The following is a 16,209-nucleotide window of genomic DNA, read 5'->3' on the forward strand; positions in this document are numbered from 1 at the left end:
ATGGCAATAGTTAATATGAACAAGATATCTATTGTTGGCTTAGAAGCTCAAAAAAGCCAAATTTTAAAGCTACTTATGAACCGTGGATTTGTTCAGATTGATGATAGTGCCTTTCTTACTGAAATGGATGAGTTAAAAAATCATCTTACAAAAGATGGTGAGGAGTCAGAGGTTATAATGCTAGAACAGAAGATGGCACATGTGAATCAAGCGATTGACATTGTTTCTTCACTAGTGAAACAAAAGAAAGCTATGTTTGCACCAAAAAGAGAATTTAACAAAATTGACAGTGAAAAAGAAGATGAAATTTATGCTGAAGTTTTGGAGTTAAATAATCTAAATAAAGAGATAGGTACAATAAGGAGTAACATAAATTTATTAAATAATAATAAAAGTATGTTAGAGCCATGGGTAAACTTTGATGTTCCTTTTGAAAAGATGGAAACTAAGTATACAAAAACTATTCTAGGAACTATACCCACAAATGCAAATATTGATGCTTTAAGAGTTAGACTAGAGGATGAAGTGCCAGAAAGTGTTCTTGGAATTATTGATTCTGACAAGTTAATGAACTATGTTTATTTAATTACTTTAAAAGAAACTTTTGATAATGCTACAGAAGTTCTTAAAGAATTTAATTTTGCAATAGTTACATTACCAAGTGAGGAAGGGACACCATCACAAGCTATCAAGAAATACAATGAAATGATAATTAGACAGGAAAACGTTTCTAAAAATAAGACAGAAGAAATCAAAAATCATGGAAATAATATACACATGCTTGAAAATCTATATGACTTTTACACTATAGAAAGAGACCAGAAAAAGATTATAGAGAGACTTGTAAAAACAAAAACAACATTCTGTCTTAATGGTTGGTTACCAAGTAAAAGTGCAAGCGACCTAATTAGTGAAATCACAGAAAAGTTTGATTGTTGTGTTCAAACAGAGGAAGGAAACAAAGAAGAAGGTTTCCCGATTCTACTTGAAAACAATAAACTTGTAACACCTTTTGAAAGTGTAACAAATATGTACAGTTGTCCAAGCACAAAAGATATTGACCCAAATACGATTATGACTTTTTTCTATGTTGTATTCTTTGGAATGATGCTAAGTGATGCTGCATATGGGATAATAATTGCCCTAGCTTGTGGATTTATTGTATACAAATCAAAAATGAAAAAGGGTGAAGGAAATTTAATTAAACTTATTGGTATTTGTGGAGTTTCAACTACTATATGGGGTCTTATATTCGGGGGTATTTTGGGGGATTTAGTTCCTATAAAAGCTTTAATTAATCCTTTAGAGGATGTTATGGTACTTATGGGGATGTCATTACTGTTCGGTATTATCCATATATATGTAGGTTTGGGAATTAAAGCATATACATTAATAAGAGATGGAAAGGTAATAGATGCAATTTTTGATATAGGGTTTTGGTATTTATGTATAACAGGGGTATGTCTACTTATAATACCTTTTGTTGCAGGAGATATTGGCGTATTTTCTGAAGTAGGAAAATATTTAGCAATTATAGGTGCTATAGGTCTTATCCTTACTCAAGGAAGAAGCTTTAAAGGTGTTCCTGTTAAGCTTTTTAAAGGATTTTCAAGTCTTTATGGTATAACAAGTTATTTTGCTGATATATTATCTTATACAAGAATTATGGCTCTTTGTCTAACAACAGGAGTTATAGGGCAGGTTATCAATCTTTTAGGAGCTATAGCTGGTCCAATATTTGCAGTTGTAATTGGTGTTGTAGGACACACAATAAACCTTCTTATAAATGCACTAGGTGCATATGTTCATACAAGTAGGTTACAGTATGTAGAATTTTTCAATAAGTTTTATGAAGGCGGAGGAGTTCCTTTTGTTCCGTTTAAGTATAAAACAAAATATACAAGCATTAATAAAAAGGAGATGTAAATATGGAATTTTTAAACGCGTTAGGAAATGGTCAATTTTTGGCAATATCAGGAGCTGCTATAGCAGCGTTATTTGCAGGTATGGGTTCTGCTAAAGGTACTTCAATAGCAGGTCAAGCCGCAGCAGGTGTTGTAACAGAAGACCCTAGTAAATTCGGTCAACTTCTAGTTTTGCAACTTCTTCCTGGTACACAAGGTCTATATGGATTTATCATAGCTTTCCTTATTTTATCAAAAGCAGGAATTATTGGTGGAGATGCGATACCAACATCAGCTCAAGGTTTACAACTTCTTATGGCAGGACTTCCAATTGGTCTAGTTGGCTTAGTATCAGGTATTGCACAAGGTAAGGCAGCAGCAGCAGGGGTTGGAATAGTTGCTAAAAGACCTGAAGAACTTGGTAAAGCTATAACATTTGCAGCGATAGTTGAAACATATGCTCTTTTAGGACTACTTGTTTCTTTCTTAGCTTACAATGGAATTGCAGTTGGTTAATTATAGAATATAATTCATAAGTAAAAAAAATGAAAAGGAGGAAGCACTCCTATGGGTAATGAACAAAAAATGATTGACAGAATTATAGCTGATGCCAAACAAGAGGCACAAGAAATATTGGATAAAGCTAAAAGTGAAGCAGATTTAAAGATAAGTTCAGCTAATGAAAAAGCTGAAAAGGAAATGGCTTCCTATACAAAGCTTGCAGAGGCAGAAGCAGAGAAAGCAGCTTCTAAGGAAATATCAGGAGCTTATATGGAGGCTAAGAAACAAATATTATCAAAGAAACAACAGATTTTAGAAGCAGTAATTTTAGAAGCTAAAAATAAACTTCTAAATCTTAAAGATAGTGAATATGAACAAATTATATTAAATATGATTGAAAAAGCGAATTGTACAGATGGATCTGAGATAGTATTATCTAAAAAAGATAGAAAAACATTAAAAGATGTATTATCTAAAAAAGGCATTAAAGTATCTGATGAAACTAGAGATATTACTGGAGGTTTCATAGTTAAAAAAGGTGACATTGAGTATAATTATTCGTTTGAAGCTATAATTGCAGTAGAGCATGAAGATATTGAGCAAATTGCAGCAGAAATTTTGTTTAATTAAGGAGGGGGGTTAAAAGATGGCAGAAGAAAAAACTTATCCCTATGCCGTGGCACGAATAAGAGTGCTTGAAAAACAGCTTCTTAACAGACAAATGTTTATTCAAATGGCAGAAGCTAAAAGCCCTGAAGACTCTTTAAGAATTATAGCAGAAGCGGGTTATACGGATTCGTCAAATAATAATGTTCACAATTTTGAGAATGTTTTGACTCAAGAATTATCTAAAACATATGAAATTCTTAAAGGTCTAGCCCCTGAAGAAAAATTTGTTGATGTATTCCTTTATAAAAATGATTATCATAACTTAAAAGTTTTGATTAAAGAAGAAATTTCTGGTGTAGATGGTGAAAAGTACTTAATTGATGGAGGTACAATTTCACTTGCGAAGCTTAAAGAATCTTTAGCAAATCGTAGTTTTAGTGATTTACCTAAGATAATGGCAGGAGCAATAATAGATGCATTTGATATTTATAGTAAAACACAAAATGGTCAGATGGTTGATATTGTTTTAGATAAAGCAACTTTTTCAAGTATGAAAGAGACAGCTACAGAAAGTCAAAATAAATTTGTAATAGATTATGTTATGAAAGTTTGTGATTTAACAAATCTAAAGAGTTTTATAAGAGTTAAAAACATGAAGAAAGATTTTGATATGTTTATGAATGTGTTTGTTTCAGGTGGCTCACTTGATAAAGAAAAATTCTTAGAAGCTTTTTCTTCAGACACTCCAGCATCATGTTTTAAATCTACTTCTTACTCTGATGTCTGTAAAAATGGCATGGATAGTGGATTTACTGTCTTTGAAAAACTTTGTGATGATTATCTTATGGAATATGTTAGAGATGCAAAATTTAAACCTCTTACACTAGAACCGCTAATTGCATATTTATATGCTAAAGAATCAGAAATAAAAACAATTAGGATTATTATGACTAGTAAGCTTAATAATATAGACGCAGATACTATAAAAGAAAGGCTAAGGGATGCTTATGTATAAGGTAGGAGTAGTTGGAGATAAAGATAGCATCATGGGATTTTTAGCTCTTGGAATAGATATCTTCCCAGCCTATGATAGTGACGAAATTAAAAAAAGTATACATAAGTTGGTTGAAGATGAATATGCGATAATTTATATTACAGAACAGGCGTCATTGCTTGCAAAAGAATCAATAGCAAAATACAAAGACTATCAACTTCCTGCTATTATAGTTATTCCAGGTATTGGAGGAAGTATGGGATTAGGTATGAATGAAGTAAGAGAATCTAGTAAACGTGCTATAGGTGCAGATATATTATTTAAAAAATAGATGCAAATTGAATAAGAGACAATCTCAAATTTTGTTAATGCTAAAAAATGTATTGATAAAATATAGGAGGGAATATTTAAATTTTGATAAAGTATATGATTGCAGGTGAGAGAATATGAAAACAGGCACAATTGTAAAGGTGTCAGGACCGCTTGTTGTAGCGGAGGGCATGAGAGATGCGAATATGTTTGACGTCGTAAGAGTTTCTGATAAACATCTTATAGGCGAGATTATTGAAATGCATGGAGATAAGGCTTCTATACAGGTTTATGAGGAAACTTCTGGTCTAGGACCAGGAGAAGAAGTGGTTTCTCTTGGAATGCCTATGAGTGTTGAACTTGGGCCAGGTCTTATTTCAACTATTTATGATGGTATTCAACGTCCACTTGAAAAAATGTATGAAATTTCAGGTACTAATATAACTAAAGGTGTTGAAGTATCTTCACTTGATAGAACAATTAAATGGGAATTCAAACCTAAAAAATCTGCGGGTGATAAAGTCGTAGCAGGAGATATAATTGGGGTAGTTCAAGAAACTGCTGTAGTGGAATGTAAGATTATGGTTCCTTATGGCGTAAAAGGTACTATAAAAGAAATATATTCTGGAGAATTTACTGTTGAGGATACAGTTTGTGTTATCACAGACGAAAAAGGTAATGATATAGCTGTAACTATGATGCAAAAATGGCCAGTTAGAAAAGAAAGACCATATAGGGAAAAGAAAACACCAGATTCACTTCTTGTTACAGGTCAAAGAGTTATAGATACATTTTTCCCAATTACAAAAGGTGGGGTAGCAGCTATTCCAGGACCTTTTGGAAGTGGAAAAACTGTTACACAGCATCAGCTTGCTAAATGGGCAGATGCAGATATAGTTGTATATATAGGATGTGGAGAACGTGGAAATGAAATGACAGATGTTCTTCTTGAATTCCCTGAACTAAAAGACCCAAGAACAGGTGAGTCACTTATGCAAAGAACAGTACTTATAGCTAATACATCAGATATGCCAGTTGCTGCACGTGAGGCCTCTATATACACTGGTATTACAATAGCTGAATATTTTAGAGATATGGGATACAGTGTTGCACTTATGGCAGATTCTACATCAAGATGGGCAGAGGCTCTTAGAGAGATGAGTGGGCGTTTGGAAGAGATGCCAGGTGAAGAAGGTTACCCAGCGTATTTAGGTTCGCGTCTTGCTCAATTCTATGAGAGAGCAGGAAAAGTAAACTGTCTAGGTATGGATGATAGAGAAGGAACTCTTACAGCAATTGGTGCTGTTTCTCCTCCTGGTGGTGATACATCAGAACCTGTTAGCCAAGCAACACTTCGTATAGTAAAAGTATTCTGGGGACTTGATGCTTCATTAGCATATAAACGTCACTTCCCAGCAATTAACTGGTTAACAAGTTATTCACTTTATCAGGAGAAAGTTGATGTATGGGCAGATAAAAATGTAAATGATAATTTCTCAGCTCAAAGAGCTCAAGCTATGAAACTTTTGCAAGTTGAATCTGAGCTTCAAGAGATAGTTCAATTGGTTGGTGTTGACTCACTTTCAGATGGAGATAGATTGATACTAGAAGTCACTCGTTCTATAAGAGAGGACTTCCTTCATCAAAACTCTTTCCATGAAGTTGATACTTATACATCACTTCACAAACAGTATAGAATGATGGGGCTTATTCTAAAATTCTATAAGTCAGCACAAGATGCTATTAAGCAAAATGTTACTATAAATGATATTATCAAGCTTTCAGTTCTTGAAAAGATTGGTCGTGCTAAGTATGTAGAAGAAGATAAACTAGATGCTGCTTACGATGCAATTGAAGATGAAATAGACAACGAGCTTGCTGACCTTATTAAGAAGAGGGGGGCTGAAGAACTATGATAAAGGAATATAAGTCAATACAAGAGGTAGCTGGTCCTCTTATGTTAATAAACGGCGTAGAAGGTGTAAAATTTGATGAACTTGGAGAAATTGAGCTTTCAAGTGGAGAAATTCGTCGTTGTAAAGTTCTAGAAGTAAATGAAGATACTGCACTTGTTCAACTTTTTGAAAGTTCAACAGGTATAAACCTTGCTGAAAGTAAAGTACGTTTTTTAGGAAAGAGTCTTGATTTTGGAGTTTCACCAGACATATTAGGTCGTGTTTTTAGTGGGATGGGTAAACCTATTGATGGTGGACCAGAAATTATACCAGATAAAAGACTTGATATAAATGGTGCACCTATAAATCCAGCAGCACGTGATTATCCAGCTGAGTTTATACAGACTGGTGTTTCTGCTATAGACGGGCTTAATACCTTGGTTAGAGGGCAAAAACTTCCTATATTCTCAGGTTCTGGTTTGCCACATGCTAATCTTGCAGTTCAAATTGCAAGACAGGCAAAAGTTCGTGGAACTGACTCTAAGTTTGCCGTTGTATTTGCAGCTGTTGGTATAACTTTTGAAGATGCAGATTTCTTCATAAGTGATTTTAAAGCAACAGGAGCAATTGACCGTTCTGTGGTATTTGTAAACCTTGCAAATGACCCAGCAGTAGAGCGTGTATCTACACCTAGAATGGCACTTACAGCAGCAGAATACCTTGCTTTTGAGCAAGATATGCATGTACTTGTTATAATAACAGATATTACAAACTATGCAGAAGCATTACGTGAAGTTTCCGCAGCCAAAAAAGAAGTTCCAGGACGTCGTGGATATCCAGGTTATCTTTATACTGACCTTGCTACAATGTATGAAAGAGCAGGAAAAATGAAAGGACATGAAGGGTCTATAACAATGATTCCAATACTTACAATGCCTGAGGATGATAAAACACATCCAATTCCTGACCTTACAGGATACATTACAGAAGGACAAATTATACTTAACCGTGAACTTTATAAAAAAGATATACAGCCTCCTATAGATGTTTTACCATCACTTTCTCGTCTTAAAGATAAGGGAATTGGTAAAGGTAAGACTCGTGAGGACCACGCAGATACAATGAACCAGCTTTTTGCAGCATATTCAAGAGGTAAAGATGCAAAAGAACTTATGGCAATATTGGGTGAATCTGCACTTTCTGAAATTGATTTAATGTATGCAAAATTTGCAGATGAATTTGAGAAAGAATACGTTTCACAAGGATTTAGAACTGACAGAACTATTGAGCAAACATTAGAAATTGGATGGAAGCTTCTTAGTATGTTACCAAAAAGTGAACTTAAACGTATTCGTGATGAATATTTTGAAAAATATATGCCTAAGGAGTGATATCTGTGGCTAGATTAAATATAAATCCAACACGTATGGAAATGACTAGACTTAAGAAACTCCTTAAAACTGCGACAAGAGGTCATAAGCTTCTTAAAGATAAGCTTGATGAACTTATGAAACAATTTCTTGAAATTGTAAGAGAAAATAAGCGATTACGTGAAGAAGCAGAAAATGCTCTCGATGCTGCTTATAAAAATTTTATAATTGCAAGGGCAGTTATGAGTCAGGAGTATCTAGGTTCAGCACTTATGATGCCAAAACAATCTGTTTCTGTAGGTATTTCTACAAGAAACATAATGAGTGTTGATGTTCCTGTGTTTGACTTTAAAACTGAAAACAATCAAAGTGATATTTATCCTTATGGTCTTGCTTTTACATCAGGTGAATTAGATTCTGCTATGGAAGCATTTTCAGATGCAATGGAACCACTTTTAAGACTTGCAGAAAGTGAAAAAAGTGCACAGCTTCTTGCACAAGAGATAGAAAAGACACGTAGACGTGTTAATGCTCTTGAAAATGTAATGATACCAAATTACATTGAAACTATTAAGTATATTGCTATGAAGCTTGAAGAAAATGAGAGAGCAAGTACTACTAGACTTATGAAGGTTAAGGATATGGTGCTTAAAAAAGCACTTGAAGAAAAAAAGAAAAATGATTTGGTTGGATAATTAAATACTTATAAAAATAAGCCTAACATCCTAGTTTATAGGAGTTAGGCTTTTTAGTGCAAGTAAGCACATATTCGGAATTGGCGGTATCAATTAATTACCTATTAATCTCTCAATATTCATTTCAATACTCCAGATGTAAAAGTTATGTATATTCTACCTTGTATATAAAAAAGCTCAAATAAAATCATACTCATATGGGTAAAAGGGTGTTTTTTATAAGAATTTTTATGAAGATATAATGGTCTATATGCCTAGAACTTTGTAAAAAAATAATAAATTTAACAAAAATTTCTAAAAATTAACGAACTGTTAATTTACACTTAACTTCGTATTAACAAATTAGGTGTATTATATAAACATAAGCAAAAACAATAAAAAACAATTAAAAAAAGACAAAAACACAAAAAGGGGGAAGATATGAAAGAATTTATATTTACTTGTCTGTGTATTGTAGTAATTGCATTTATGACAAGTTGCATATCAACAACACCACAAACTACTCAAGGAAAAGGAAATAATAAACTTACAATATATGCAGCATTAGAAGAAGAGCAAATAGCTTACTATATGGAAGGATTTAGAGAAGAGTATCCTAATATTGATGTAGAAATAGTTATGGATTCTCATGGTGTAATAGCTTCAAAATTATTAGCAGAAAAGGATAATCCACAAGCAGATGTTATATGGGGATTATCAGCAATGAATATGATAGAACTAAAAGAAGATGGGGCACTTGAAGCATATAAGCCTAAAAATTATGACAAGGTAGATAAGAGATTTAAGGATACTGGAAAAGATGTATCATGGGTAGGTATGAGTGTACCAGAGACAGCAATAGTAGTTAATTACAAAGAACTTGAAAAATTAGGCCTAGATGTTCCAAAAGGATATAATGATTTAATAAAACCAGAGTACAAAGGTCTTATAACAATGCCAAATCCAGCATCATCTGGTACAGGTTATCTTACAGTATCAGGACTTATTCAAATGATGGGTGAAAAAGAAGCTTATAATTACATGGATAAACTACATAAGAATATAGCTACATATACACATTCAGGTTCGAAACCTGCAAAACTAGCTGGTTCAGGAGAATACCCAATAGGCATTACACTTGGATATAGAGCTACACAGCAATTGTCTAGTGGAGAACCTATAGAAGTAGTATTTCCAAAAGAAGGTTCAGGTTGGGATTTAGAAGCAAATGCTTTGGTTAAGAAAGATAATATAAAAAAAGAAGCAAAATTGTTTTTAGATTGGGCAATAAGTGATTCAGCTATGGACAGATATGCACATGAAGTAGCAGTGACTTCTATAAAGACAGATAATCCTGTACCAAAAGGTTACTCTAAACGTCCATTAGAACAGCTGATTAAAGAAGTTGATTTAAACTCTGCATCAAAAAATAGAAGTGCAGTGTTAAAAACTTGGGAATCGAAGTATGGTTCAAAATCTGAAAGTAAGTAAAAGTTAAATGGATTTTTTAATAGAAATAGAGAAAAGAAATTTATAAGAAAAATTAAAATATAAAATTAAAAAAACAAATATAATTGTATAAGGGGAGATTAGATATGAGTTACTTAAAAATAAATAATGTGTTCAAGAGTTATGACCAAAAAAGAGTGTTAAACAATATTAGTTTAGATATTGAAGAAGGTGAGTTTCTATGTTTACTTGGACCTAGTGGATGTGGAAAAACTACATTACTTAGAATAATAGCAGGGCTTGAAGATGTAAATAGTGGAGCTATAATTCTTCAAGATAAAGATATAACAGAGTTAGAGCCATCAAAGAGAGGTTTTGGGATAGTATTTCAATCATATGCATTATTTCCAAATATGACAGCATATAATAATATAGCTTTTCCGCTTAAAGAAAGAAAGGTACCAAAAGAAAAGATAGATAAGAAGGTTAGAGAAGTGCTTGAAACAGTTGGATTGAGTAATGAAGCTCATAAGTATCCTAAAGCATTGTCAGGAGGTCAACAACAGAGAATTGCAATAGCAAGAGCATTAGCACTTGAGCCAAAGTTTTTACTTTTAGATGAGCCAATGTCTGCACTTGATGCAAAAGTTAGACACAAACTTAGAATGGATATTAAAAAACTACAGAAAGAATTAAATATAACAACAATAATGGTAACACATGACCAGGAAGAAGCTATAACTATGGCAGACAAAATTGCAATCTTAAATGGCGGTGACATAATGCAAATAGGGACTCCAGAAGAAATATATCAAAATCCTCAAAACCTATTTACAGCTCAATTTATAGGAGATACAAACTGTTTTGATAGAGGAGATTCTATATTAACTGTAAGACCAGAATATGTTCAAATAGAAAAGTCAACAAAAGAAAATTGTCATGGAACAATATCTAATATAGAATTTAGAGGGAATCTATTGAGAGTGGAAATAAAAGATAAATTAAATGAAAATTTTATAATAAGTGATGTTTCTATAAAAGAATGGGTTAATTTAAATTTAGTAGAGGGTGACTTTGTAAGTGTAAGTATAGATGAAAAATACTATTTAAAGTATCCAAAAGTTAAAGGAGCATAAATATATGAATAATAATGCTATAAGTTCTAAAAGTTTAAATATTAAATCTAAAATAAATTTAGATATAAAAAAATGTATGCTTACAGTATTAGTTATGTCTTTGGTAATATTTTTATTGGCACCCATAATCTATCTGTTTGTACAAGCATTTTTAGATAAAGATGGAGTTTTTGTTGGATTACAAAATTTTAAAGAGTATTTAGCTTCTGAAGCACTGTTAAATTCTCTGAAAAATACAATATTTGTATCTGTTATATCAACTGTAATATCTTTAACTCTCGCACTAGTGTATGCATATGCACTAACAAGAACAAAGATTAAGTTTAAAGGACTTCTTAAATCTATAGCGATGTTTCCTATGTTTGCCCCTACAATGATGCATGCTATAGGTTTGGTATATTTATTTGGAAATCAAGGGGTAGTGACTAATTTACTTGGAATAAATATTCCGATATATGGTTCAATTGGAATAGTATTAGCACAAATTATATATGTATTTCCTCAATCATTTCAGATACTTTATATATCACTAAATTCAACTGATTATAGATTATATGAAGCTAGCAATGCTATGGGAATAAGCAAGATAAGAGAGTTTTTAAGTATAACGATACCTAGCATTAAGTACTCTTTAATAAGTTCAGCATTTGTATCATTCACATTGTGCTTTACAGACTTTGGAGCTCCAAAAGTTATTGGAGGAGATTTCAATGTATTATCAATAGATGTATACAAGCAAATTATAGGACAGCAAAATATGCCTATGGGAGCAACTGTATCAATATTACTTTTGATACCTGCAATAATATCTTTTATAGTAACTAAAAAAATCGAAAAAAATCAAAATTCATATATAAATTCAAAATCAATCCCATATAAGGTTAAATTTAATAAGTTAAGAGACAGTATATTTGGAGTCATTGTAGGAATTATTGCATTTGGAATAATAGCTGTAATGTTGACTGTAATCTTATCTTCACTAATATCTGTTTGGCCATATGATTTAAGACTCACACTTGAACACTTTTCTATGAAAAGTAGTATTGATGGAATTAAGCCATTTATAAATTCAATAGAAATGTCATTACTGACAGCTATTCTTGGGACAAGTTTTGTTTTCTTATTTGCATATCTAAACGAAAAAACAGAAAAAGCTCCATATTTAAAATCATTTGGGTATTTTTTAAGTACATTGCCTATGGCATTACCAGGGTTAGTGTTAGGTATAGCTTATGTACTATTCTTTAATAAATTAGAGTTTAATCTAATGGATACAATATACATTAAGAACTTGTTTAATGGATTGTATGGAACATTATTTATTATGGTTATATGCAATGTGGTACATTTTTTCTCAGTAGCTTTTATAACTGCAACTACAGCTATTAAGAAAGTGGACAAAGAATTAGACATGGTGGCAAAATCAATGGGAATAAATAGTGCATCAATTCTTAAGAATGTAACAATACCACTTTGTTTACCAGCAGTTTTAGAAAACTTTATGTATTTTTTCTTAAATTCTATGGTAACAATATCAGCACTAGTATTTATATATACAGCAAGTTCAAAGGTAGCAGCTATATCAATTGTACAGTTAGATGATAAGGGAAGTACAGCACAAGCAGCAGCACTAGCTGTATTGATATTAATTACAAATGTACTAGTTAAGGTAATACATGAATTTATAAAAAATCGTTTGGAAAAAAGAGCAAATTTTAACTAAAGAAGTTATTGTATAAAAATACACATATTAAAGAAGTCTATTCTTATAATTTATTGTTTATAGAATAGACTTTTTTATATAAATTTAAAATAAATATTAATCGTTTTTATTAATTTTTCTTTTGTTACAATACATTTCAGAATCTGCACGATGGTATGTATCAAATAAAGAGTTGTCTAAGTTTTCATCGAAAACTGCATATCCAATAGACATGGATAAATTTAATTCATTAGTAGCGTTTTCTTCAATTATTTTTAAATTAATCTTATTGACAATACTATCTATTTCTTCATGATAGGAATCTTTTAAAATAATTATATACTCATCTCCACCAACGCGATAAACTATATGTTTTTTATTTATTACATCTTGTATAATTTTACTTGCATTTTTAATGTATAAATCTCCTGTTTGATGGCCAAATTTATCATTGATTTTTTTAAGGCCATCTAAATCTATTGACATTATAGAAATTGGTTGTTTAAGATTTGAATTGTTTAAGTTATTCATATCTATTTCAAAAGCGTTTCTATTTTTTAATCCTGTTAGATAATCAGTATTGGCAAAATCAGTATATGTAGGATTAGATATACGTTTAAACAGGATTACTGCTACTAATGCTGATATTAAACAGGTTAATAAAGCTATAAAAGGAGTAACTATACTTATAAATCTAAAGGTATTGTATTGATGTTTTGCTTCAAATTCAATTCCCATTACTCCAACGACTTTACCAACATCATTATGGATGGGAAAGTACGATATAAATATATGTCCCCAAGATGTTTTTTTTATTTTTTTAGGTAGCAATATATTATTATCTAGTGCTTTGTTAAGGTCACCCCAAATCTCTTTTTCTATCAAATCACCAGCATTTCTAAAATCGCTTCTAGATGAATCTAAACTATCAACAACATATACTAATGAGCCATCTTTTGTTTTTTTTGCAGTGTATAAGTACATAACTCCAGTAGTATTTTTTACAGATTCCAATAGCACTTTAGCACTTTTATAAGACTCTTTTGAGTGGTCTTTTTCAGAATTAATTTCAATAAAGGTATCTTTATCAAGATTTTTTTCTACATACTTATATATATGTCTTGACCTCTCACTTAAAGTATAAATCATATCATTATAAGTGAGTGCATAATTAAAAAAATAAACACATGAAGAAGAAATTATTACAATAATTGCAGTAAGTATTGAAACTTGCATATCAACTCTATTGAATTTTTTATTTATTTCCATATCCCAAATTTTTTGTAAAAAAATATTTCACAAAATCTCCCCATAATTAATGTATATCTATAAATATTACCATAATATACATCTATATTATCAAAATCATCTAAAAATTACAATCTATAATTTAGCTTAAAAGATTCAAATACAAGGCTTTTTAAAATTACACTATACTTTAATAAATAAACATTATAATATAAATACTATTTATATTATAATTATTTTATTTATTAATACCTGCTAATATATCACATACTATGTCAATTCTTTTAAATGGTGTAATAATATAATAACCATCTACATAAGGTTCAATTTCTTTTGCTATTTGAGTTGATATATTGATAGCAAGTTTAGTAGATTGTTCTTTTGAAGCATCTTTGTACATGTCTATAATGTCTTGTGAAACAGTAATTCCTGAAATTTCATTATTCATAAAACAAGCATTTTTGTAACTTACTACAGGTATAATTCCACCTAGTATCTTTGCAGGAAGTATTTCCTTAGCTTTTTTTAAGTTTAATAAAGCTTGCTCTGTTAAAACTGGTTGAGTTAAAAACATAGTAACCCCATTTTCTATTTTAATCTTAGCGTGCTTAAGTTGAGAATCAAAGTTTGTTGCATTTATATTTAAAGCTCCAAATATATTAAATGGAGTATTAAAGGTATCTTTATTTAAAGTTTTTATGTAATTTGCTAGTATAGAAGAGTTAAAACTGAACATGGCCTTTATTTCATCTCTTTCAGCAGAAGGTATAGGGTCTCCAGTTACTACTAACACGTTGTTTATGTTTTCAATATTTAATCCTAAAAGAAGAGCTTTTGTAGCATTAATATTTCTATCTCTACATGTCATATGTGGAATAGGAGTGATGTCTAGCTCTCTCTTTATTTTACAAGCTAATAAACTACTATCAACTCTTGCTCTTGCTATAGGGCAGTCAGCAATTGTTATTGCATCAACTCCGTAGTTTTTTAGTTTTTCAGCACTATTCATAAAAAATTCAATATCTGTATCAATAGGAGGGTCTAATTCAACTGCTATAATTTTTTTACCTCCATCAAGCTTTTCTAAGAGTTCGTTTTTTGCCACAGATTTAATTTTTTCTTTTGGAGAAATATCATTTTTTATGGCAACATTGCCTTTGTATAAAGAATTTATTATTTCAACAGTTTTTTTAATAAATTCAGGTGTTGTACCACAGCATCCACCTAGTATATGAACCCCTTGATTTAATATTTCTAGCATCTGTTCTGAAAAATAGTCTGAGTTATCTTCAAAAAATGTACGATTATTGATAATAGTTGGATAGCCTGCATTAGGCATAATAGAAACTATATTGTCATTAATATCAAGTGTCTTTATAAAATGTAATAAATGGTGTGGGCCAGAGATACAATTAAATCCTAATGCATCAATATTTTTGTCCTTGGAAATAGATTTAAAGATGTTAGTTCCACTTTTTCCAAGTCTAGTAAAGCCCTCTGGATTAACTGCAAATTCTGTTAAGATAAATGCATTTGGTTGTTTTTCTTTTATATAACTTGAGATTTCTGGTAAATATTCATCACTACTAAATGTTTCAAATAGAAAATTAGTTGCTCCAATTTCTAAAAATACATCTACTATTTTCTTATAGTCAGGTAACAAATTTCTATCATTTAGAGCAGGTATTGGACCAATATCAGCAAATATAAATACATCTGTATTTCTTGTTGCCTCTAATGCAATTTCATACCCACTTTTTATAATATCTTTGACAGTTTTAAAATCACACTCTAGAAGTGTTTCATTTGCTGCAAAAGTATTTGTCTTAATAGCCATACATCCAGCTTTTATATATTCCTCGTGGATAGACAATATTGTAGATGCATCATTTATATTGGCTATTTCACAATTGAAAGGACTATTTTTTAGTTTGGAATAGTATGTACCCATTGCACCATCAAAAACTAAAACAGAGTCTTTGATATATTCATTTATGTTCATTGCTTCACCTCATACGAATTTAAAATATTTTAAGTATTAGTATATCAACCCCAAAAAAACTTGTCAATATTTGGGAAATATAGTGGAATATATTGGCTTATATAACAAGTTTGTTGGAGATTTTGATATATTTACTTAATGGTATTAAAATAAGAACCATAGGCGTGAGATAGTTATATAATTATATCTATTGCTGAAAATCAATGATAAACATTACCATATTTTATTATAGTTAACACAATTTGAAACTACATAGACAGGTAATATATATTAAATAATCTAAAAATGCTATATTATAAGTAAATTCTTGTAAATGGGGTATATTGTACAGAGTAGAATTTGTATTAATGACTGGGAAGAATAATATAGATATTCAAGGTGTTAAATGTACTGTTACAGAGAAATAATATATGGTA

General features: G+C 30.9%; 13 protein-coding genes. 11 read left to right on the top strand and 2 right to left on the bottom strand.

The window, feature by feature from the left end:
- From IR151_RS07840 to IR151_RS07890, 11 genes are all read left to right on the top strand, one after another.
- On the top strand, positions 1–1,926 hold the full coding sequence (locus IR151_RS07840; protein ID WP_227433963.1) for a V-type ATP synthase subunit I: 1,926 nt from the start codon (positions 1–3) through the stop codon (positions 1,924–1,926).
- Between the two features lie 2 nt (positions 1,927–1,928).
- Positions 1,929–2,420, top strand: a complete 492-nt coding sequence (locus IR151_RS07845; protein WP_021385913.1) for a V-type ATP synthase subunit K — start codon at positions 1,929–1,931, stop codon at positions 2,418–2,420.
- A gap of 51 nt (positions 2,421–2,471) precedes the next feature.
- Positions 2,472–3,035 carry a V-type ATP synthase subunit E gene (locus IR151_RS07850; RefSeq protein ID WP_227433964.1) on the top strand — a complete coding sequence of 188 codons (564 nt, stop codon included), beginning with the start codon at positions 2,472–2,474 and terminating at the stop codon, positions 3,033–3,035.
- A gap of 16 nt (positions 3,036–3,051) precedes the next feature.
- Complete coding sequence (locus IR151_RS07855; protein ID WP_227433965.1) at positions 3,052–4,029, top strand: V-type ATP synthase subunit C; 978 nt, start codon at positions 3,052–3,054, stop codon at positions 4,027–4,029.
- Positions 4,022–4,339, top strand: a complete 318-nt coding sequence (locus IR151_RS07860) for a V-type ATP synthase subunit F (RefSeq protein ID WP_413927355.1) — start codon at positions 4,022–4,024, stop codon at positions 4,337–4,339. The genes IR151_RS07855 and IR151_RS07860 overlap by 8 nt, the downstream gene beginning before the upstream one ends.
- A 115-nt stretch (positions 4,340–4,454) precedes the next feature.
- The gene (locus IR151_RS07865; protein WP_227433967.1) at positions 4,455–6,233 is read left to right on the top strand and encodes a V-type ATP synthase subunit A; all 1,779 of its coding nucleotides are present in this window, start codon (positions 4,455–4,457) and stop codon (positions 6,231–6,233) included.
- Positions 6,230–7,603: a V-type ATP synthase subunit B gene (locus IR151_RS07870; protein ID WP_227433968.1), complete on the top strand. Its 1,374-nt coding sequence runs from the start codon at positions 6,230–6,232 to the stop codon at positions 7,601–7,603. Before IR151_RS07865 ends, IR151_RS07870 begins: the two co-directional genes overlap by 4 nt.
- Before the next feature lie 5 nt (positions 7,604–7,608).
- A complete protein-coding gene (locus IR151_RS07875) occupies positions 7,609–8,277 on the top strand; it encodes a V-type ATP synthase subunit D (protein WP_227433969.1) in 669 nt (222 codons plus the stop codon).
- A 420-nt stretch (positions 8,278–8,697) separates the two neighbouring features.
- Positions 8,698–9,747 (top strand): putative 2-aminoethylphosphonate ABC transporter substrate-binding protein, encoded by a 1,050-nt coding sequence (locus IR151_RS07880; protein WP_227433970.1) that lies wholly within the window; start codon positions 8,698–8,700, stop codon positions 9,745–9,747.
- Between the two features lie 104 nt (positions 9,748–9,851).
- Positions 9,852–10,841, top strand: coding sequence for an ABC transporter ATP-binding protein (locus IR151_RS07885; RefSeq protein ID WP_227433971.1), 990 nt, complete (start codon positions 9,852–9,854; stop codon positions 10,839–10,841).
- A 4-nt stretch (positions 10,842–10,845) separates the two neighbouring features.
- Positions 10,846–12,564: a putative 2-aminoethylphosphonate ABC transporter permease subunit gene (locus tag IR151_RS07890; RefSeq protein ID WP_227433972.1), complete on the top strand. Its 1,719-nt coding sequence runs from the start codon at positions 10,846–10,848 to the stop codon at positions 12,562–12,564.
- Between the two features lie 96 nt (positions 12,565–12,660).
- Here IR151_RS07890 and IR151_RS07895 read toward each other — a convergent pair whose 3' ends face one another.
- Entirely contained in the window at positions 12,661–13,812 is a 1,152-nt protein-coding gene (locus IR151_RS07895) for a GGDEF domain-containing protein (protein ID WP_227433973.1), read from the bottom strand.
- Between the two features lie 217 nt (positions 13,813–14,029).
- Positions 14,030–15,793: a bifunctional homocysteine S-methyltransferase/methylenetetrahydrofolate reductase gene (locus IR151_RS07900; protein WP_227433974.1), complete on the bottom strand. Its 1,764-nt coding sequence runs from the start codon at positions 15,791–15,793 to the stop codon at positions 14,030–14,032.
- Between the last annotated feature and the right edge of the window lie 416 nt (positions 15,794–16,209).

Origin of the sequence: Clostridioides sp. ES-S-0006-03 (assembly GCF_020662275.1) — a bacterium.
Lineage (GTDB): Bacteria > Bacillota > Clostridia > Peptostreptococcales > Peptostreptococcaceae > Clostridioides.